Origin of the sequence: Bacillus sp. UNCCL81 (genome assembly GCF_900112535.1) — a bacterium.
GTDB classification, from domain to species: Bacteria; Bacillota; Bacilli; order Bacillales; family Bacillaceae_G; genus Gottfriedia; species Gottfriedia luciferensis_B.
Window position 1 is genome coordinate 77586 of record NZ_FOMF01000008.1, and the last position, 23571, is coordinate 101156.

The window sequence follows — 23571 nt, forward strand, 5'->3', positions numbered from 1 at the left end:
TATTTAACCTAACTCTCCAATTACAAATAAACCAACTAATAAAATGAGCATTAATATAACTGACCTAATTATTTTCTTAAAACTAGGTCTCGGACCATCTTTTAAAACTCTTATGCCTAGTGGTACAAGTGCAATACAAAGTGCCAATGTAGCTAAAATCGAGAATGGAGTTGTACCTTTTAGTACGCCTAATGGTAATGAACTCATAAGTCCTAACATTACGGAACGAATTAACCCTAACACTTTAGCGCGATATGAGCCAATTGCTAAAATAATCCAGCCAAACATGATCAGAGGAGAAAAACTATGGAATATATGAAACGCTCCATAAGTTTGCTCCATAACTTTTGTTGTCGTGTCCACACCTAAAATTCGAACCATTTGAAAAGCTAGATGGTCAACCCCAGCATGAAAAGTACGAGCAAAAAGTCCAAATATCGCAAAACTTCCTCCCCATACTGCCCAATTTGGCTTCTTAATACTGATTAATTTACAAAGTGAAATTACTGCTGGCCACAATAAAACGTTCCCAGCAATAAAGAAACTATAAGAAAAAAATAATAAAGTTGGATGAGCTTTATATGCTTCTAGCTGGTCAGGGAAGAAGAAATGAAACTTACTTCTTAAAATAACACCTATAAGCATAAAAATCGGGCCTACTATTAGAGAGAACCCACCTAACCAACGACCTGGAAACCAAATATCTTTTACTCTTTCATTCATAGCCCTTCTCCTTTTATTCAGTTCCTTTCTATCATAATTCATTTTTGAATAAAAATGAGTATAAAAAAGGAGGTTTAACGATAAAAATCAACCTTCTTTTTTATACTCTTTCATCGTTTATAGGCCTTACTTCCTAATATACGTACATGTACTTTAATATCTTTGATTGAATCCATATTTACATCGTTCATAGCTTTAATAGTCCAATCATGTCGATTAAAACGGTACGGCTTTTCTGAAATATTAAGAAGATCTGCTTGGAGCTCTTCCCCCTTCTTAATCGTTTTTAATATTTCATTTTTTATCTTTTTATTCGCTTTAGAACTAATTTCTTTGTTACTTAAAAGATTCTCATTTTGAGAAATTGCTACTTCTGTCTTTACTTTGATAATATATTTTGGCTTTTTACCACCCTTGATAACTTTAACTGACCCTTTAGAGTTTCTGACTTCTAAATTAACTTTGTCTTTCTTAAGCAAAAGAGTCGTACTGTAATTTTCTTGCTTCATATAATTAAGTGAATTTAAATCTTTTAACGTTAATTGACCTTTAAATTTTTTCTGGGATATGGCAAAGGCACCATTTATAAAAGCCACTTTATCATTTTCTTCTTTTTTTTCTTTAAAAACCTGTTCATCAATATCTAATAATGGGATTAAAATTGTTCCGACTGGTTGAGTATATCTTGAGATAAATTGATGAAACTTTAGGCTAAGTAAAATCAAACTACCTCTACTTCTTTCATCTGGATTATCTACGACAGTATATAAAAATGGTAAATTGAAAAAACTTTGGCTTGCGAAAATATCTTTTATATTTCTTTCTGTTCCATAAATCCACACTGTATATCTTAATAGAGGACGTCCACTAATAAACGAATTGACTTCATTCATCTTATTTTCAATTACTGATTTACTTAAAATAATACTACTGACATGACCATAGTATAACGGGATGGGTGACCGTTCCTCTATAATATTGAATGCTGACTGAATCGTTTTTCCTTTTGCTTGCCCTATTAATGGAGGTGCTGGGACTTGTACTGCTCCTCCTTCTTGTTTTGCAATATTTGAAAAGTTAAGTGCTTGTACCGTTACAATATACTGATTATCTTTAAAATCAATTCCAAAACCTGTAATCAATGTTTGATCGATTATCGTCCGGTCACCCCAGCAACCTGTTAATATGAATAATTGAGAGAACATCAATAGAAAGATTAGTAATTTTTTCATTCTATTCGTCACTCCTTCTGACGGTCTATATCTACTGGATGGAGTGATTGATTTCGCTTTTTCTTATATTCTTGTGGAATTTTAATCAATACACTAAAAAAGTCTGAAATACTTGGTACCGAAAATAGTGTGATATATGGTTGCCCTATACTTTCTAATGAAACCATCATTGTAATAAGTAGAAAAAAGCCTGTAAAATAGCCAATTAATCCTAATGTTGATGATAAAAATAAAATAAAAAAGCGAAGGAATACTATATTACCTGCAATATTTTGATTGATTAATGTATAACCAGAAATAACAGTAAGTGCCACAATTACAAGCATAGCTGGAGAAGTTAGTCCTGCACGAATTGCAGCATCACCTATAAATAATCCACCTAATACCGCTACTGTTTGTCCCACTGCCTTGGGTAAACGTATACCTGCTTCTTTAAATAATTCAAAAAATGTTAGCATTAAATAAGCTTCAAGTGGTGTTGAAAACGGTAATCCATTTCTAGACATCGCGACCGTAGCGAGAAAAGGATATGGTAATTGATCCATATGATAGGTCACCAATGCAATATAGAATCCTGGTAAAAATATTGTCGTTAACATCGCAATTATTCTAAGATAGCGAACCACATTGACAAAATAAAAACTCGTATGTATATCTTCGGGCGAATAAACAAGTTGGTTTAAATTGGTGGGACCGATTAAACATGTCGGATTACCGTCAACAAGTACCGCAAACCTACCCTGATTTAAGGATTGAACAACGAAATCAGGTCTACCAATATTATCAAGAAGTGGAAAAATAGAGAATGGCTGGTCATATAATGCCTCTTCTATTTCATAACTACTAACAACCACATCTTTTTCTATTGAACTTAGCCGTTTTTTTACTTCCGATAGAATTGCTGGATTTATAATATCTTCAATATAAACTAGCAATACCTTCGTCCTACTCCGTACACCGATATTAAACTCTATACTCTTTAAAGTCGAAGTCTTCAGTCTTTGACGAATTAATGCCATATTATCAGAAACGTTTTCAACAAAACCGTCTCTTGGTCCACGAATCGAATTTTCCAAATTTGATTCTTCTGGAGCTCTTTTAGGTGGATTCGCCACAGGAATAAAGAAAATCTCATTGTAGTAAGAATTAAAAATGACTAGATTACCTGAAAATAGATTTTCTTCCACTTCTGACTTTATATTAACTTCGGATCTTAACTTTTTAGCTTCTACAATATTACTTAGTAACTCAAAGTTGAATTGATCTTCCTTATGTATCATATCAAAAATGTCGGTAATAATTTTGTTACTATATTGAATATCAATCAAATTTGGACAAAACATTATAACTACAACATGCAATTTTTCGCCATCTTTGAATTTTTTTGTTCTAAAAGCTATATCTGATGAATGATTAAAAGATTCAAGAAACACTAATAAATCATGTTGATCCGTTCTAGTTGATTCTTTTTTCATGCTGAATCACCTTTTAATTTTGACATGATTAATAAAATGAACATCATACAAAGTAAAAAACATAAATTAAATTTGAAAAAATAATTTTGTAAAAAATTAGTAAAGGAAGTTGCATTCCAAGGAATCATTGCCCCAACTAGTAAAATAAGTGAAAGGACTGGTAAACTCCATTTTTTTCGCCCAGTATAATTAATAATATGGTTTGCAAGAAATAGATTTAAACTAATTCGAATAAAAGCTCCAGACAGCCACTGAAAAATCGATAAAAAATCTAGTCTAGTAATATTTTCTCCTAAAGTTAGTAGCTTCCATTGTTCATAAACTGGATTTCTCATTTTTTCTGCTTCATGCGGTCCAAATTCCATTATAGCTCCTGTAAGTGGACCTAAAATTAACATTAATAAGATTAGGCCAACCAGGAATAACCATTTTGATTTAACTTTGTCTTTCAAATATGAGTTTAAAAATAAAATAAAAATGATTTCAAAAAAACCTGAGCACGAATAAATAAAACCATGAAAAAAATCATGATATCCATGTTCAAATATAGGAAATAATAAAGCGTAATTTTTATTCTTTACATTCCCCATTCCGACAGTAAATCCAAACAAGCTAACGATTGGTAATATGATAAAAGCGATTGTACAAATCGAACGAATACCAGTATATGCGGCGTAGAAACATATAACAGAAATTAAAAACACGACAACGAACAAGGGAATGTCTTGAGTATAGTTTGTATAAGCCCAAATAAGAGTAAAGCGAAAAGTTATAAAAGCAGTCATTAAAAAGTAAATGACGAAAATGATCGATAATAAGTAAGAAATTGGTTTATAAAATACTTTAAACATGACAGATAAAATGTCTTCATTTTTAAACTTTTTATATAAATAGAAAACTAAAGCAATCCAAATCATAAATGGGATTACGCTAGTAACTGTTGTTACCCATGAATCTCGATGTGAAGATGTCAATATACTTGGAATGATAAATACATGTAGCATAAATCCTGTTGACATGATGAGTAATACATAGATATGAACTGAATGAATTAACTTTTTATTCATAAACAATCTCCCTATAACTCCTTATTCATTTAAATTAACCCAACGACATATCCATTATGTATATTTTTCCCAATTTATTTATAAAAAAATAATTGTCTTAAAAGTAAGTAAAAAAGCCTTCTCCCAAAAAATAATCGGGAGAAGGCTGCTTAATAAGCTTATAAAATCTTATTACTTGTTCAATCCTAACTCTGTAAAAATACTATCTAATGTAGCACCTTTATATGATTTTTTTGCTTTTGGAGGATTTGGAACTGTTGAATTCTGTAATCCAAAATTCTTCACTACATAATCCATATCTTTTGCATCAACTACTTTATCAAAGTTAAAGTCAGCAGATGCTTTGTTTGTACCCCAGTAAGTTTGTACAGCTAATGCATCTAGTACATCGATTACATCGTCTTTATTTGCATCACCAGCAGGTGCAATATCTAATAAATATCGTAACTGCTTACCGATTAAATCACCGCGGATATTATCAAATAAATTATCCATTGTTTTATTCATTGTAAAGTGACCTGGTACATCTACAGATAATGTGTAAGGTTTATTGTCTAGTTTAACACCATCAAATGCATAGTCACCTTGTTTTGATGTGATTGGTGCTTGTAAAACAGTTTTTCCATCATACGATGTTAATGTAATTTTTGCACCTAATTTACTTTGATCAATCGCATAGTTTGTTTCACCTGTTAGAGGGTTTTTTGCTCCTTCAACTTGGAGTGTCCCTGTTAGTTTTGAAACTGTAGGTTTTACATTGTAGCCCTCAATATAAGTGTAGACGTTTTTCGTTTCAACATTTGATGTATCGATTGTAGATGTACCGTTACCTGAGAAGTTAATCGCTGGACCTGTTGTAAATGATTGATCGATTGTTTTTATATCGAAATTAAATAATTGAGTATCCTCTGGTAACTTAGCTGAACCTGAGTAAGTAAAAGTAAAGTCATATTGCGTAATATAATCCCAAGTAGTAGGAGATGTTTTTACTGAAACTTGTGCGTCTCCATATTTTTTAACTTCATCATTTACTAGAATATTGTCAATGATCCCCTGTTTATTATTCAATTGAAGAGTTAATTTAGTAGTTTTTAAGTTACTAATATTATTTGCTTTTACAGAGTAGTTTACAGTATCACCAGGTACAATGTTTTGCTTATTCGCTTTTAAGTAATAATACGGAGTTGTATTTTTTACAAAAGCAATTCTAATTTGTGCAGTTGGATTTAATGCAGCATCCATTCCATAGAATGTTAAAGGTAATACTGAATATTTACTATCAACTAAAATTTGATCAGTATAATCCCCATTTTTATCTACGTTAATCGGTAATGATGGGAAGAAAGAATTATAAGTATAAACAATTGTGTTATCTGATTGATCAGCTTTAATACCGTATTTTTTCGCTTCATCAATTTCTGGATCATTTACATTAATGTTGAAGTCGTATAACATTTGTCCATTTTTATCTAGTTGACTATCACTATACTCAATAACCTTTTGATCTAACTTGTCAAAGCTTGAAGTCATATTCGGAACAGCATATTCCAACATAAAGTCTCTAGCTTCAGCAAATGTTTTTCCACTTTCACTCACACCAACTAGTCTTAATTTGTAGTGACCTGGTTTAAATAATTCATATTTACTGCTAATTGGGTTTGTCGCATCTCCAGTGAATGGGAAATAATATGCACCAACAAGTCGTCCAATATTGTACACTACATCTTCTTTCATTACTGCTGTATTAAATGAACCAATAATCCCTAAGTCTTGACCTGTTGTTGGATCTTGAACGATAACATCTAATGATTTCATATGTGTTTTTAGAGAAACACTTCCATCAATAAATGGATACGCATAAGTTGGATTCGTAATTTTATTTGAATAAAGTGGGTTGAATAAATTAAATGATTGGATCCCCTCTTCAACTACACGAACACCAAACGGAATTTGATATTGTTCAGTTGGATCCAATGTATTCGTGAATGTAACATAACCTTCATATGTTCCTTTTTCAGCAGTTTTTGGAATGTTTAAATTAAACTTAATTGATTTCGAGCTAATTCCATTTAACTTAACTGATGTAGGTCCTGAAAGTGTAACATTATTAGAAGCTGCATCCTTAGATCCTCTTAATCCAGTTTGATATTTCACGTCAACACTAAATGTTTTTGCTTTTTCACTACGATTTTTTAAAGTAACACTACGAGAATCTGCAATATCAATATTATCAAATCCATATGAACCAAAGCTCATCCCACCGGTTAACTCATTAATTAGTTTTTCTTTGCCATTTACGATCGTTGGTGTTTTATCAACAACTTCTAATTCTACATTTGAATGAATTGCTTCATATGCATCTACACGTCCACTACCTACTTCAAATACACTATAAGCTTTTGATAGGGGATCAGCAGTATTCATTAGGATTGATTTGATATCTTCTGGTTGTAAGTCTTTATTTGATTGAAGTAATAGTGCAGATACACCTGCTACATATGGTGTTGCCATTGATGTTCCAGACATACGCTCATATGCATACTTATAATCTTCAGGCTTTGATCCATCACCTGTTTTATTATTTACATAAAATGGTACACTTGAAAGAATCGAAACACCCGGAGCAGTCACTTCTGGCTTGATATCATAGTTTACACGTGAAGGTCCTCTTGAACTAAATGTCGCTAATTCATCTGAAGCTGTTTGTAGCTTAGTATAATCACCAAAAGAAACTTCATTTTTACCTGTTTTAACCGCTGCTGTGATTTTTAATCCCTCTTCATATGATACGGAGAATGAAGGAATAGCATCTACTGATTCACCTAAGAATGCTTGGATTGCTCCTTCACTTTGGTTATCAATATTATTAGCCATTAATACACCAACTGCGCCAGCTGCTTTTGCATTTTTAATTTTATCAATCAAAGCAATCGTTCCACGTTGTATGTAAGCAATCTTGCCTTTTAAGTCTTTTCCTGTAAAATCAGTTGGATTTGCTAACCCTACGTCAACGAGTTGATAGGTTTTTCCTTTTAATGTCGTTAAATTATCAGAATAATTTTGAGCTAATTGTCTAAAGTTGTATTTGTTTCCATCCTGTGTTCCATTAAATTGATAAAGATCAATGGCAACAGATGAAGCTCCAACAGTTAATGCTAATGCAGCCGCTCCTGGTGAACCTAACGTGTCCATTTTGTCTCCATCATTTCCTGCAGCTACGACAGTCGTTACGCCACTTAATACAGCATTGTTAACCGCGATAGAAGTTGCATAAAGCGGGTCATTTAACGACGCACCTAATGACATATTAATCACATCCATGCCATCTTTTACTGCTTTATCAATACCTGCGATAATAGCTTCACTTGTTCCAACCCCACCAGGTCCAAGTACACGATATGAATAGATATCAGATTCTGGTGCTGCACCAACCTGTTTGTATTCACTATCTGACGCGCCACGTCCACCAATGATACCTGCTACATGAGTACCATGCTCAGTATAATAATCAGCTCCATTTGCAGAACCTGGTTTACCAGCTTTTACCCAATCAGCATAGGTAGTCTCCATTGGATCATTATCATTATCTACAAAATCATATCCACCTTTGAATGCGCCTTTTAAATCTGGGTGGTTGTAATCAATACCTGTATCAAGAATACCAACTTTAATGCCCTTTCCTGTATAGCCCTCAGCATGTAGCTTATCCAAGCCATCATATGGCGTATAGTTTGCTACTTTCGATTCGTCTGCTTTTAACTCGCTATTCTTATCTGATTCCTTTGGAGGGTCAATAGAGAACTTCTCGTTACTCCAAACAGTCTTAACTGCTTTTGATTTTAATAGATTCTTAATTTGATTTGCTGGTAGACTCATTGAAACGCCGTTAAAGGCATTTTTATATGAATGTTTAATTTTAAAATCTACCTTTTTATTATTCTCATCTTTAAGAACTTGTCCCACTTCTGCAGTAAAAGTAGCATGATCTTGATCAACTAATTTCCCTGCTTGTGTCTCAGTTAATGATTTACCTTCTACTTGCGCCTCAATTTTTGCCACTTTCGCAGGCTTATTTGCAAACTCTACAATAACTGAGGTTTGTTTGGTAGTCGTTTGATCTATGTCTGAGGAGATTTGAAGCCCTGTCGATTCATTCGTTGAAATTTGTTTTAATGCAGTTCGTTGCTGGGAAGTTAAATTTGCAAGTATTGTTTCTGTCTTCGTTTTCCCTGCTGCCTTTGAAACATTTGTTACATGTGCAATCGGTGCAACAACAACACTAGATGATAGAGCTAATACGGTAAAGCCTGATACAAACTTACTTTTCTTTACTCTTTTCCCCATTCTTCTTCCTCCTGGCTTTTTCTTATCTAAAGTAATATTCAATGAAAATCATATTACCTTTTTACATCAAATTTACTTTCTACATTTATTATCATTTTTTTCCAATTTTCGGTCAATTGGGTTATCCCTCCCCTAATTTACCAATAGTTCGAAATATCGCTCTCTACATTCGACAGGATTCTTCTAAATTCTCCGGTGAAAAACAATCGAAATAACCCAATTTTTCTATCATTTTAAAAGAAATAGTTAGTTATTTGAAAACGTTTACTTTTTAAATGAACTTTAATGGTTTTAAATAAACCTCGGGATGATCGCTTTTTCTTACTAATTGAAAAAAAAAACTATTTTACAATATTTTATTCCATCATTTATTAGGGCTGTTTTTCATTTAAAATGGTCATAAATTAACACATTTTTTGTGGAAAGTAACGAGAAAGGAAAAAGGCGGGGTTATCTTTAAAAGGTAAAGAGTAACGAAGAAAACGAATGTTTGTGACAATCTAAAAGAATGCTTTTTGACTTCTCAATTTGTACTTTTCGATTGTTTCATTGGACGTTACTTCTGTTTTTGGTCATTTTGAATTTATCTTTTTACTTATCTATGATTTTTCACTCAATTTAATTAAAATTTATGGCTTTATATGCCGTTCCACTGTTTTTATTTGCAGATTGGACTTTTTTAATTGTAGATATGATAATTTTATTTGCAGTTTTCGAATATTTATTTGCACGCTCCCCAATTTATTTGCAGATTTCGCTTTTTTAATTGTAGTTCCATACTTTTTAATTGCAGTTTTCACTATTTTAATTGCACTTCATTACTACATCATTCCACGTATATTCCGATAACATAAAAAAGAGAAGCCAATCTAGCTAGCTTCCCTCTTCTAAATTATTATTGATCTAAACCTAAATCTTTTAAAATACTATCTAAAGTTGCACCTTTATAAGTAGTCTTTGGTTTTGGTGCGTTATCAACAGTAGGATTTTGTAATCCAAAGTTTCTAACAACATAGTCCATATCCTTTTTATCTACTACTTTATCAAAGTTAAAGTCTGCTGTAGCCTTATTTGTACCCCAATACGTTTGTACAGCTAGTGCATCCAACACATCGATTACATCATCTTTGTTAACGTCCCCTGCTGCAGCTGTTAATAAACCTAAATTATATCTCTTTCCTAACGTTTCTCCACGTACTTCATTTGATAAAAGTACTTGTCTGTTCATTGTAAAATGTCCAGGTACATCAACTTTATAAGTATAAGGTTTTGTATCTGCTTTTAAGCCTTCAGCGCTGTATTGTCCGCTTTTGTTAATTGAAGGTTGAACAGTTGTTTTTCCATCATAAGATGTAACTGTAACTTTTGCACCAATTACACTTTGATCAAGCGCATAATTAGGGCTTCCTGTTATTGGGTCATATGCTCCTTCTAAATTTAATGCTCCATCAATTTTAGAATAAGTATTTTTAACTTTATAAGATTCCATGTACGCATACACATCTTTTGTCTCAACATTAGATTGATCAATTGTTGATGCAGTCATTGTGTACCAATCATTTGGGATGAAATTTGTATATTTCTCTGCTGTTTTCATATCGAAATTAAATAATTGTAAGTCTTCTGGTAAAGCTTTTGTTCCATTGTAAGTAAATGTAAATGTATAAAGCTGACTTAATCCAGAAGGTTTTGAAGTTACTGAAACTTGTGCATCACCATATTGTTTTACTGCATCATTTACAACGACATTTTGAATTGTTGCTAGATTTGGATCAACACTGAAATTAATTTTAGTAGTTTTTAAGTTTTTAATATTGTTTGAACGAACACTATAATTAACAGTATCACCCGTTGTAACTGTTTGTTTATTTGCTTTTAAGTAGTAGTATGGGAAATTTTGATCTACGAATACTAGTCTTAACATATTTGTTGCATTTCCAGTAAAGTTTCTTGCTGCATCCATACCATAGAATGAAACTTGTAATGGTGTAGAACGCTTCTTAACTAAAATCTGGTCTGTATAATTTCCGTTCTTATCTGTTTTAATTGGATTAGCCGGGAACGGGCTATCGTGAAATGAAACTACTGCATTAGTTGACTGATCTACTGGTAAACCTAAACGGTTAGCTTCAGCAGTTTCAGGATCATTTAGATTAATATTAAAGTCGTATAAGAATTCGCCTTTTGAATCAAATTGACTATCTTTGTATTCAATTACTTTTTGATCTAATGAATCAAAGCTCGAAGTCATTTTAGGTGCTGCAACATCATAAACAAAGTCAGCAGTTTTTACGAATGTTTTACCTTTTTCATTCGTACCAACTAATTTTAATTTATAGTTTCCTGCTTTTGCTATTACTGGATCATAACTAATTGGATTTTTTGAATCACCAGTAAATGGATAGTAAATTGAACTAAATCCTCTTCCAATAAAGTAATCTTGATTCTCATTCAATCCGATTGGTGTAAAAGAACCAACTAAACCAAGATCTTCACCCGTTGTAGCATCTTGTAATAATACATCTAGTGTTTTCATGTGTGACTTTAATGATAGATCGAATGATAAGAACGGGAAGGCATTTGCTGGCCAGCTCGTATCATTACCAAACATTGGGTTGTCGATTTTAAAATAATCGATTCCTTCATCGACTACGCGACCACCAAATGGAATTTGATATGTTTCTGATGGATCTACGGTATTTGTAAATGTAATAAAACCTTCATATGTTCCTTTTTCTGCTGTTTTTGGAATATTTAAGTTAAACTTAACATTCTTTTGGCTAATTCCATTTAATTTTACAGATGTAGGGCCAGTTAAAGTTACATTGTTCTTAGCTGCATCTTTTGATCCTCTTAGTCCAGTTTGGAATTTCACATTAACATTGAATGTTTTTGCTTTTTCGCTACGATTTTTTAATGTAATATTGCGAGAATCTGCAATATCTTGATCATCGAAACCATAAGATCCGAAGCTAATGCCACCAGTTAATTCTTTAATTGATTTTTGCTTGCCATTAATATACGTTGGCGTTTGATCTACTACTTCTAATTCTACATTCGAATGAATTGCTTCATACGCGTCAACACGTCCACTACCTGCTTCAAATACACTATAAGCTTTAGATAACGGGTCAGCTGTATTCATTAGAATTGATTTGATATCTTCTGGTTGTAAGTCCTTATTTGATTGAAGTAATAATGCTGATACACCTGCTACATAAGGTGTCGCCATCGATGTACCTGATAAGCGCTCATATGCATATTTGTAATCCTCAGGTTTTGACCCATCACCAGTTTTATTATTTACATAAAATGGTACAGTTGAAAGGATCGCCACACCAGGAGCTGTTACTTCCGGTTTAATATCATAGTTTACACGAGATGGACCTCTTGAACTAAATCCTGCTAATTCATCTGATGCAGTTTGAACCTTTTTAAAGTCACCAAAAGTGAATTCTGATGCACCAGCCTTGATTGCAGCTGCAATTTCAATTCCCTCTTTATTTGAAACAGAAAATGCCGGGATTGCATCAACTGATTCACCAAGGAAGGATTGGATTGCACCTTCAGCTTGATTTGTTTCGTCGTTGTACATTAAAACGCCAACTGCACCTTTTGCTTTTGCATTTTTAATTTTATCGATTAATGCAATCGTTCCACGTTTAATGAAAGCAATTTTCCCATTTACATCTTTACCATTGAAATCTGCAGGATTACCTAAGCCAACATCAACTAACTGATATGTTTTACCTTTTAATGATGTTAAGTCATCAGAATAATTTCTAGCTAATTGTCTAACTGAATAGTTTTTACCATTATTTACTCCAGCATATTGATAAACATCTAATGCGATTGACGATGCACCAACTGTTAATGCTAAAGCTGCTGCACCAGGTGAACCAAGCGTATACATTTGATCGCCGCTATTTCCTGCTGCAACAACTGTCGTTACACCGCTTAAAACAGAGTTATTTACAGCAATCGATGTTGCATAAAGCGGATCATTTAAGCTTGCACCTAATGACATATTAATAACATCCATACCGTCTTGAACAGCTCGATCGATACCTGCAATAATGTCTTCCTCAGTACCTGAACCATAAGCTCCTAACACTCGATAAGAATAAAGGTCAGCTTCTGGTGCCGCACCAATTGTTTTATATTCACTGTTTGCTACACCGCGTCCACCAATAATACCAGCTACATGCGTACCATGCTCAGTATAATAAGTTGATGTTCCACTGATTTCAGGTTTTCCTGATTTTTTCCAATCCGCATAAGTTGTTTCCATTGGATCATTATCGTTATCAACGAAATCATATCCACCTTTATAAGCATCCTTCAAGTCTGGGTGATGATAATCCATACCTGTATCTAGAATCCCTACTTTAATTCCTTTACCCGTAAACCCTTCTGCGTGTAAGCGATCTAACGCATCATATGGAGTATAGTTTGCAACATTTGATTCATCAGCTTTCAGTTGATCATTCTCTTTCGGTGGATCAATTGAAAATGTTTGGTTGCTCCATACTTTTTTTACAGCTTTAGATTTTAATAGATTCTTAATTTGATTTGCTGGTAATGTCATGGAAACACCGTTAAATGCGTGCTTATATGAGTGATTAATTTTATAATCTACTTTTTTACTTTTACTAGTTGTTAACACTTTACTAACATCTTTTGTAAAAGTTTCATGGTCTTGGTCAATTAGATCTTCTGCATCTGATTTCGTTAAAGTTTTACCCTCAACACTCGCTTCAATTTGAGCGACTTTCACTGGTTTATTAGCAAACTCTACAATGACACTTGTTTGTTCAGTAGAGTCCAAATTAATATCTGAGGAAACTTGCAGCCCAGAATCTTCACTAGTAGAAAGCTGCTTAAGAGCTGCTCTTTGCTCTGAACTTAAACTTGCCAAAATATCCTCTGCCTTACTTGGACTTGCTGCATTTGATACATTTGACACTTGTCCAAGAGAACCTAAAATAAAACTAGATGTTAAAGCTAAAACAGTAAAACTTTTTAAAACTTTACTTTTTTCTCTCTTTTCCCCCATTTTTCTTCCTCCAGTTCATTTTTCTTCTTAGTTTGCCTTTTACGTTAATTACTAGATATAAGTTTTTTTGACAACTTCTTCAAGTAATCAACAAAATAGAATGACAATTGTCGTTTTTTTCTATTAATTATATTATTGAGAATTTTCTATTTTTAATCAATTGGGTTATAACAAACCCTGATTTATCAACGTTTACTCAATACCCCTTAAGAAAATCGACAAATTACAACATATTTCAACTTCAGATTAAACCAATTTTAGGTAATTTAAATTCACTAAAATAATAAATGCACTTTTTCTACCCTAAAAAAGACAAAAAAATACATAGACACGTTACTTACGTTGTCTATGTATTTTCTTTTGTTACATGCTAACAAATGTATGTTCAATTGACTCATATAACTCGGCAGCTTTTTGATACTCTTTGATCTCTATATAGTATTTATATAATTTCTTACCGAACTGTTCGATATAAAATTTATTATTAGTCGAATAAAAGAATGGGAGTGCCTCATCCGATAGATATTGATAAAATTTTTCACGGGCTCCCTCAGCCTTAAGCTTAAATAGTTTAATTAATGTAATATGTACTGGGCTTTTTAACATTTTTGCTAATGCTAATGCTCTTTTCATCACACTAAGAAGTATCTCTTTTTCTAATAGTGTGCCTTCCGTACATGTCTCTAAATAATTGCACAAACGTCTTAAATAATTGATTGATTTTTTATTTTCAGTTTCATTAATACTTTCCTCAAAATAATACAGTGCAGTTTCATATTCTTCTCTCTTAAAGTACTTCACTCCGAGATTATTTAATAAAATGGCCTTGCGTTCGCGATCACCTAATACTTCACAGTTATGAATCAAATCTTTATAGCGTTCAACAACTTCACTAAAATTCATCTCTAGTTCACTTCCGTACTGCAATAGCATAAGGGTTTCGGAACTAATTGCAAATAAGTAGTTGTTTGTCTTCTGAAAAAACTTAAGTGCCATTTCGGCATATTTATACGCTAAGATTTTTGAACTTCCAAAATGATAGGCGATTGCTAGATGGTGATAATATTCTTCATTTCGATACTCATCAATATTAATCATCTTTAATACTTTAATTGCCTTTTGATGATCTTCACTACTTAGGCTAGTATAGTTCGATATATAGTACATACCTTGAAGATGATAGAATAAATTTTTCTCGAAAGGAGATAAATTACTAAATTCTTTTTTTACATAAGTAAGTATTTGTTTAACCACATCTAAGTTTTGATTATGAAAATAATATCTTGCTCTTAGTAAATTATAGTGGGCTGCATATTGTGAATAGTCAATAAAGGGCATTTGTTCAAGTTCTGCTTTATATTCTTCTATTTGAGCTTCTTTTTTCATGATTAAAGCATCATGCCATAGATGTAATTTTTTCTCTAAATTATAAAAAGATTGGACTTCTTGATTAATATTGATTCCTAAACGATCTGAAAATAAAGCAATAATATCAGGTGAATAAGCCGTCTTACCTCTTTCAATTTTACTTACATGAGTAGTTGTACATATACCTTCTCCAAGCATAGCTTGAGTTAACCCCATTTTTTCACGATAAAACTTTATGATTTCCCCCTCAATCATATGCACCCTCCTCTATCTCTATAACCATATTTATCTAACTATTCTTTACTAAATTTTAATATCCTTTTAAGGAAAAAACAATTAATGATTTATACCTAGTACTAGGAAATTTTCTTTCAAATTCAATACAATATAACTAAAAAAAAGATGGAATTTGAAAATGAAATCCTATCTTAAAGACTAATGTATTAATTTTTACTTATTCTTAAAGACCTATTCAGTTAACTATGTTTATTTTCATCTTTCTTCATTTAAAGCAAATAATATTCCCTTTTCTCTTTATCACGTAACCCATTTATTTTGAAAATTTGCTATACTAAATATGTGTGAAAAAAATTTTTTTGACAAAAATGATAATATGCGAAATAATTTTCTTGTGAAAGGGTTTTCATATTATTATTAAAAAAAACTCTTTTTTCCTATATAATAATTATTAAGTAAATAATAATGCTTTTCTAAATCTTTAAAATACAAACAATTTCAATTTAATACTATATTAAAAATTTATTTTTTCTAAAAATCAATTTCCTGAGGAAAGGTGTAAAGAATATGGAACAAACGAACAGCTTAGGTAAAATTCGTTCTTATTATGCGCGATTAAGTGATAAAGAAAAAAAAATAGCTGATTATATATTACAAAACCCAAAGCATATTATTCACAGTACGATTACAGAAGTAGCTGAAGACTTAAACGTTGCGGATGCAACTGTTTTTAGATTTTGTAAAAGGATTGGATTTAAAGGATACCAAGCACTTAAAATTGCATTAGCAACTGAAATTATGACGCCGATTCAGCAAATCCACGAGGAAATTAACGAAAAAGACGATGAAATAACAATAGCAAATAAAATATTTCAATCTAATATTCGAACACTCGAAAATACTGCCCAAATTCTAGATGGTGCCTCGATTAAAAAAGCAGTAAATCTTATATTAAAAGCAAATAAAGTTGAATTATACGGTGTAGGTGGCTCGTCTGTTATTGCAATGGATGCCTTCCATAAATTTATTCGTACAGGAATAAAAGCGAACTCGTATACAGATTCTCACTTTCAATTGATGTCAGCTTCTCAATTGACAAAGGAAGATGTGGCAATCGTGATCTCACACTCAGGCTCAAATAAAGACATCCTTCGTATTTTGCAAGTACTAAATGAAAACGGTACCAAAACAATTGGAATTACAGGTTTTCCAAAATCTCCTCTAAGTCAAAATGTTGATGTCTCACTTTACACATCTTCTGAGGAAACAGAATATCGACCAGAGGCACTTGCTTCAAGAATTGCACAATTAAGTATTATTGATGCATTGTACGTAAACTTAATGATCTTGAACTCTCACAAAGCTAAAACATCATTTGAAAAGGTAAGAACTGCAATATCAGAAACAAGATCTTAATATTATTAGGAAAAAAGATGTCTCAAATAAAAGTTGAGACATCTTTTTTCTTGCATATATTATTTAGCGATTTGACTAACAAATTTCTTCATAAACTTCAAAAGCTTCATATGCATGATTGCCATTTCTTCAGGGGTAATTGGTTCTTCTTTTTCTAGCCATTGTTCCATAAGTCCAAAGAATGCCGATGAAATAAATGCGGTTGTGTATTCATGTGGAATTTCAATCATGTATTCTTCTTCTAATAAATCCACTAGTTTTTCATAAATCGACTCTTTAATATGTTCCTTCATTTTCTTCGGAAAAGCTGGGTCACCTTTTGTACTGATTAAAATTTTTATAAACCTTTGATTTTCTTTTAAGTAGTGATATACATTAAGAATAGGTGGATAGACCGTATCATTTGAATAAAACTCATTCATTTCTTTAGGCTTTATAAATATAAGTCGATCCTGTAATCCGTCCAATACCTCATTTTGACTTTTTTCCATTAAATCATATTTATCTCTGTAATGAAGATAAAATGTACCGCGATTTAATCCTGCTTTTAAAGTAATATCTCTAACTGAAATAGCTTCGAATCCTTTTTCTTCTATTAAATCTAACAACGTCTCTTTTATTAACTTCTTAGTTTTTTCAACTTTTATTTCTCTCAATGATTGACTCATTTTTGGATCATCCTTCTGGAATATAAGTTCTAACTAAACAAATTTGATAAATGTGTTTAGCAATGAACACATTTGTATGATTTGCTTATTGTGATTTATTAAAACTCATTGTAATATCTTCACATAACAATAGTCAACACGTTGTTCAGTTATTTTATTAAAAGAATTAGGAGGTTATTAAAATGAACTTATTTAAACAAAAACAAGCTATATTAGCTCCTATACTAGTACTAGTTGTTGCGATTATATTCAGTCTAACATTAGCATCATCCGTTAATCCTACACCTAAAAATCTTCCAATCGCGATCGTAAACGAAGATCAAGGAACTCAAGTACCTTCAAAAGGTAATGTTAATATAGGTAATATGATGGTTGCAAAAATAAATGCACTATCTAAAACGAAAAATGGTGAAAAACCAGCGATTAAGTGGATTCAAGTATCAAGTGAAGAAAAAGTACGTAAAGGCCTAAATGACCAAAAATACTATGCTGCCCTTATTCTCCCAAAAGATTTAAGTAAAAATCAGGCTTCATTAAAAACAGCAAATCCTTCACCAATAACGATTAAAATTTTAGTTAATCAAGGCAAAAATGCAAATGGATCAACGATGGCTAGTCAAATGCTAACTCATTTAGTAGAAAATCTTAACTTAACGATTCATACTGAAGTTTTTAATGAATTAAAGAAAAGCGTGAGCCAAATTTCAGTAAATCAAGCTGAAGTATTATCAAATCCAATCATAACGAAGGTTGAAAATGTAAATGCAATTGGAACTCATACAGCAAATGGAAATGCTCCAGTAAGTTTAATCACACCACTTTGGATGTCTAGTTTAATAGGTGCCGTAATCGTCTTTTTAGCGAAAAAGAAAACAGAAACATCAAATTCAATTAGTAAATTAAAGGTTATTTTTGAACAATTACTATTAGGAGTAATCCTATCCTTCCTAATCGGTTTCGGTATAACTATAATGGCAAAGTGGATTGGCTTCACACTTCCAAACTTCTTGGTCGTTGCACTATATTTAACGATTGCTTATTTCTGTTTCCATATCCTAATTTCTGCTGTCATGTCTTGGATCGGCTTTGGTGGCGTAGGAATCTTTGCCCTAATCTTTTTCTTCTCGGGTTCTTTAATCGGAATGCCAAAAGAACTTTTACCAACTTTTTCAAAAGACTGGATTTACTCATGGGTTCCAATGCGATTTGGTGCAGATGGATTAAGAGAAATCTTCTATTTTGATAAAGGATTATCAATGAGTCATCCAATGAGTATTATTATTTGGATTGGTGTAATCTCTCTACTCGTTTTATCTTTATCTGCCTTTAAGCCGAAAAAAGAAGAACTAAATCAAACTTTAACAATGAAATAAATAATAAATCTAACCACAAAAAAGGGAAACCAACTCATTTGGTTTCCCCTTTCTTGTTATTGACTTAATCCTAAATCCTTTAAAATACTTTCTAAAGCCTTTCCTTTATAGGTAGTTTTTGGTTTTGGCGTATTATCAACTGTAGGATTTTGTAATCCAAAGTTTTTCACAATATAGGACATATCCTTTTTATCTACTACTTTATCAAAGTTAAAGTCTGCAGTGGCTTTATTTGTCCCCCAATACGTTTGGACAGCTATTGCATCTAAAATATCGATTACATTATCTTTATTGACATCTCCAGCTGCTGCTCGTGTTAAATTCCAATTCATTCTCTTTCCTACTATTTCACCACGTACATCATCTGCTAGATTCATTTTTCTAGTCATTGTAAAATGGCCTGGCACATCAACTTTTACAGTATAAGGTTTTGAATCAGCTTTTATACCTTCAGCAATGTATTGGCCACTTTTGTTTTTAATTGATGCATCTACAGTCGTTTTTCCGTCATACGAGGTCACGGTTACTTTTGCACCGATTGCCGTTTGATCAATTGCATAGTTCAATTGATTAGTTGTTTGATCAATTGTTCCTTCTAATTGTAGGAAAGCATCTACTCTAGAATAAGCATACTTAAGCTTATAAGATTCCATATAGGTGTAGATATTATTTGTTTCTACATTTGATTGGTCAGTTGTTGATGCTGTCACTGTACTACTATCAAAAGGCATACCCTTTGTCCACTTTTCTGCTGTTTTCAAATCAAAATTAAATAGTTGTAAATCCTCTGGTAAAGCATTCGTTCCTTTATAAGTAAACGTAAATGTATAAAGAAGTGCACCACTTGCAGCAGGTACTGAAGAGACAGAAACATCCGCATCCCCATACTGTTTTACTGCATCATTTACAACCACATTTTGAATTGTTGCAAGATTCGGATCAACTTTCAAATTGATTTTCGTTGTTTTTAAATTTTTCACGTTATTTGAACGTATACTATAATTGACAGTATCACCTGTTGTAACGGTTTGTTTATTTGCTTTTAAATAGTAATATGGTAAATTTTCACTTACAAATGATACTTCTAACATATTTGTTGCGTTTCCAGTAAAGTTTCTAGCTGCATCAAATCCATAAAACGCAACCTCAAGTGGTTTAGCACTCTTCTTAACTAAAATCTTGTCAGTATAGTTGCCGTTTTTATCTGTATACTTTGGCTTTGCAGGGAACGGGCTATTGTAAAATGATACAACTGCATTGCTAGATTGATCAACCGGCATACCTAAGCGATTTGCTTCTGTAGTTTCCGGATCATTTAAATTAATGTTAAAGTCATATAAAAATTGTCCATTCGAATCAAATTGACTGTCTTTGTATTCAATTACTTTTTGATCTAAATTATCAAAGGTAGTCGTCATAGTTGGCGCACCAGCTTCATAAATGAAATCAGCTACTTTTGTGAATACTTTACCTCTTTCATTTGTTCCAACCATTTTTAATCTATATTTCCCCGCTGTTGCATTAATCGGTTCGCTACTAATTGGATTTTTCGCATCTCCCGTAAATGGATAGTAGACCGAATTAAATCCTCTTGAATTTGTATAAGTTACGTTTTCATTCAATACAATTGGTACAAATGAGCCAACTAAACCTAAATCCTCGCCAGTCTCTGCATCTTGTAACACTACATCTAACGTTTTCATATATGATTTTAATGAGTAACTAAAACTTAAAAATGGATTTGCATTTTCAGGCCAATCTGTATTTGTGCCAAACATTGGATTGTTAATTTTTAATGTATCGATACCTTCATCGACAAAACGTCCACCAAATGGAATTTGATATGCTTCAGTTGAATCTGCTGTATTTGTGAATCTAATATAGCCTTCGTATGTACCTTTTTCAGCTGTTTTTGGAATGTCTAAGTTAAACTTGATATTCTTTTGGCTAATTCCGTCTAATTTGACAGATGTAGGTCCAGTTAAGGTTACATTGTTCGCTGCCGCGTCTTTAGATCCTCTTGTTCCAGTTTGGAATTTCACATCAACCTTGAATGCTTTTGCTTTTTCACTGCGGTTCTTTAATGTAATTTTACGAGAATCCTGAATGTCTTCATCATTTGATCCATATGAACCGAAGCTAATACCACCTGTTAATTCTTTTATTGATTCTTCTTTTCCACCAATAATTGTAGAAGTTTGATCCACGACTTCTAATTCTACATTTGAGTGGATTGCTTCATAAGCATCAACTCGTCCACTGCCTACTTCAAAGACGCTATAAGCTTTTGATAAAGGATCAGCTGTATTCATTAAGATTGATTTAATATCCTCTGGTTGTAAATCTTTATTTGATTGAAGTAATAATGCTGATACGCCTGCAACATACGGTGTTGCCATAGACGTTCCCGATAAGCGTGAATATGCATATTTATAATCTTCAGGTTTTGATCCATCTCCTGTTTTATTATTTACATAGAATGGTACAGTTGAAAGAATGGATACACCGGGTGCAGTCACTTCTGGTTTAATATCATAGTTCGTACGAGATGGACCTCTTGAACTAAATGTTGCTAATTCATCTGATTTTGTTTGTATTTTTGTATAGTCTCCAAATGTGAAATCTATTGCACCAGCTTTAATTGCAGCGGAAATTGCTAATCCGTCTTCATTTGAAACAGAGAACGCCGGAATTGCGTCAACTGATTCACCAATAAATGCTTGGATTGCACCTTCAGCTTTATTCGTTTCATCATTGTACATCAATACTCCTACAGCACCGTTTGCTTTTGCGTTTTTAATCTTATCAATTAAGCCAATCGTTCCACGCTTAATAAACGCAATTTTCCCCTTTACATCTTTTCCAGTAAAATCGGCAGGATTTCCTAAACCAACATCAACTAACTGATATGTTTTTCCTTTTAAAGATTTCATATCATCTGAATAATTTTGTGCTAATTGCCTTACTGAATAATTCTTACCATTATTCACTCCTGCGTATTGATAAACATCTAATGCAATAGAAGACGCACCTACTGTTAATGCTAATGCCGCAGCTCCAGGTGAACCGAGGGTATACATTTGATCACCAGTATTTCCTGCTGCTACTACGGTTGTAACACCACTTAATACTGCGTTGTTTACTGCAATTGACGTTGCATACATTGGATCATTTATTGTTGCTCCAAGCGACATATTAATAACGTCCATTCCGTCTTGAACAGCACGATCGATACCTGCAAGAATCGAATCAGTTGTTCCACTTCCATATGGTCCAAGTACTCGGTAAGCGTATAGATCTGATTCTGGTGCTGCCCCTAACGTTTTATAATCACTATTTGCTTTACCTCGGCCACCAATGATTCCTGCAACATGTGTACCATGTTCAGTGTAATATGCTTCTGAATTACTAATTTCAGGTTTACCCGACTTTTTCCAATCGGCATAAGTCGTTTCCATTGGATCATTATCATTATCAACGAAATCATATCCACCTTTATAAGCATCCTTTAAGTCTGGATGGTTATAATCCATACCTGTATCTAAAATCCCTACTTTAATACCTTTACCTGTAAATCCTTCCGCATGTAAACGATCTAACGCATCATATGGCGTATAGTTTCCAATATTCGCTTCATCTGCTTTTAACTGATCACTTTCTTTTGGTGGATCAATCGTAAATGTTTGGTTACTCCAAACTTTTTTTACAGCTTTTGATTTTAGTAGATTCTTAATTTGATTTGCTGGTAACGACATGGAAACACCATTAAATGCATTTTTATATGAACGATTAATTTTATAATCTACTTTTTTACTTTTTTCACTATTTAATACTTGAGCAACATCTTTAGTAAACGTATCGTGGTCTTGATCAATTTGTGCTTCAGCATCCGATTTAGTTAAGATTTTCCCTTCAACACTCGCTTCGATTTGAGCAACTTTAACAGGTTGACTCACAAACTCTACAATGACACTAGTTTGCTCTGTAGAATCTAAATTAATATCAGATGAAATTTGAAGCCCTGATTCTTCATTCGTCGAAAGCTGCTTCAGGGCCGCTCTTTGCTCTGAAGATAAACTGGCCAGGATATCTTCCGCTTTACTTGGACTTGCTGCATTAGAAACATTTGATACTTGTCCAAGAGAACCTAAAATAAAACTAGATGTTAAAGCTAATACTGTAAAACCTTTCAGAACTTTACCCTTCTCTCTGTTTTCCCCCATTTTTCTTCCTCCAGTTCGTTTTCAACAATTTACCTAATACAATTAATTACAAAAATTATCTTTTTCTGACAAAGTTCATTGTAATTAATCGTTAAAAATGAACAACTTTCGTTCATTTACCTTAATTAAATTATCGTGAATATTCTGTTTTTAATCAAATGGGTTATTAAAGGCCTTGATTTCTCAGTGTTTATACCATTATTTAAAAAATACGACATAATTCTACATTTCTTTCAATAAAATTAACATGATTTTTAACAATTTTAGGGATTCGATTAATCGTTTAATTAACTTATTAAAAATTTTTAATTAAAATATAGAAATAAACTCTAAGTTAATTTAAACGCTAGAATGTTCCCAAGTAACGTTTCTAAAACACAAAAAAGAAC

11 protein-coding genes are annotated in these 23571 nt (G+C 32.5%); 2 read left to right on the forward strand and 9 right to left on the reverse strand.

Annotated elements, in window-relative coordinates:
* Nucleotides 1-3: 3 nt before the first annotated feature.
* From BM319_RS17350 to BM319_RS17380, 7 genes are all read right to left on the reverse strand, one after another.
* Nucleotides 4-723: a hypothetical protein gene (locus BM319_RS17350; RefSeq protein WP_286143814.1), complete on the reverse strand. Its 720-nt coding sequence runs from the start codon at nt 721-723 to the stop codon at nt 4-6.
* Between the two features lie 110 nt (nt 724-833).
* Entirely contained in the window at nt 834-1955 is a 1122-nt protein-coding gene (locus BM319_RS17355; protein WP_091023837.1) for a Ger(x)C family spore germination protein, read from the reverse strand.
* 8 nt (nt 1956-1963) lie between these two features.
* On the reverse strand, nt 1964-3430 hold the full coding sequence (locus BM319_RS17360; protein ID WP_091023840.1) for a spore germination protein: 1467 nt from the start codon (nt 3428-3430) through the stop codon (nt 1964-1966).
* Nucleotides 3427-4497, reverse strand: coding sequence for a GerAB/ArcD/ProY family transporter (locus BM319_RS17365; RefSeq protein ID WP_091023843.1), 1071 nt, complete (start codon nt 4495-4497; stop codon nt 3427-3429). The genes BM319_RS17360 and BM319_RS17365 overlap by 4 nt, the downstream gene beginning before the upstream one ends.
* Before the next feature lie 171 nt (nt 4498-4668).
* Entirely contained in the window at nt 4669-8841 is a 4173-nt protein-coding gene (locus tag BM319_RS17370; RefSeq protein ID WP_091023845.1) for a S8 family serine peptidase, read from the reverse strand.
* A gap of 895 nt (nt 8842-9736) precedes the next feature.
* On the reverse strand, nt 9737-13897 hold the full coding sequence (locus BM319_RS17375; protein ID WP_091023847.1) for a S8 family serine peptidase: 4161 nt from the start codon (nt 13895-13897) through the stop codon (nt 9737-9739).
* Between the two features lie 363 nt (nt 13898-14260).
* Nucleotides 14261-15520, reverse strand: coding sequence for a helix-turn-helix domain-containing protein (locus BM319_RS17380; protein WP_069032806.1), 1260 nt, complete (start codon nt 15518-15520; stop codon nt 14261-14263).
* Nucleotides 15521-16069: 549 nt separating this feature from the next.
* Between BM319_RS17380 and BM319_RS17385 the strand changes: the two genes are divergently transcribed.
* Nucleotides 16070-16918, forward strand: coding sequence for a MurR/RpiR family transcriptional regulator (locus BM319_RS17385; RefSeq protein ID WP_025672344.1), 849 nt, complete (start codon nt 16070-16072; stop codon nt 16916-16918).
* A gap of 59 nt (nt 16919-16977) precedes the next feature.
* Here BM319_RS17385 and BM319_RS17390 read toward each other — a convergent pair whose 3' ends face one another.
* Nucleotides 16978-17586: a TetR/AcrR family transcriptional regulator gene (locus tag BM319_RS17390; RefSeq protein WP_069032805.1), complete on the reverse strand. Its 609-nt coding sequence runs from the start codon at nt 17584-17586 to the stop codon at nt 16978-16980.
* 182 nt (nt 17587-17768) lie between these two features.
* On the opposite strand from BM319_RS17390, the gene BM319_RS17395 reads away from it, so the two are divergent.
* Nucleotides 17769-18959 (forward strand): YhgE/Pip domain-containing protein, encoded by a 1191-nt coding sequence (locus tag BM319_RS17395; protein WP_069032804.1) that lies wholly within the window; start codon nt 17769-17771, stop codon nt 18957-18959.
* A 56-nt stretch (nt 18960-19015) separates the two neighbouring features.
* On the opposite strand, the gene BM319_RS17400 is transcribed toward BM319_RS17395, so the two are convergent.
* On the reverse strand, nt 19016-23182 hold the full coding sequence (locus tag BM319_RS17400) for a S8 family serine peptidase (RefSeq protein WP_069032803.1): 4167 nt from the start codon (nt 23180-23182) through the stop codon (nt 19016-19018).
* Nucleotides 23183-23571 lie beyond the last annotated feature (389 nt).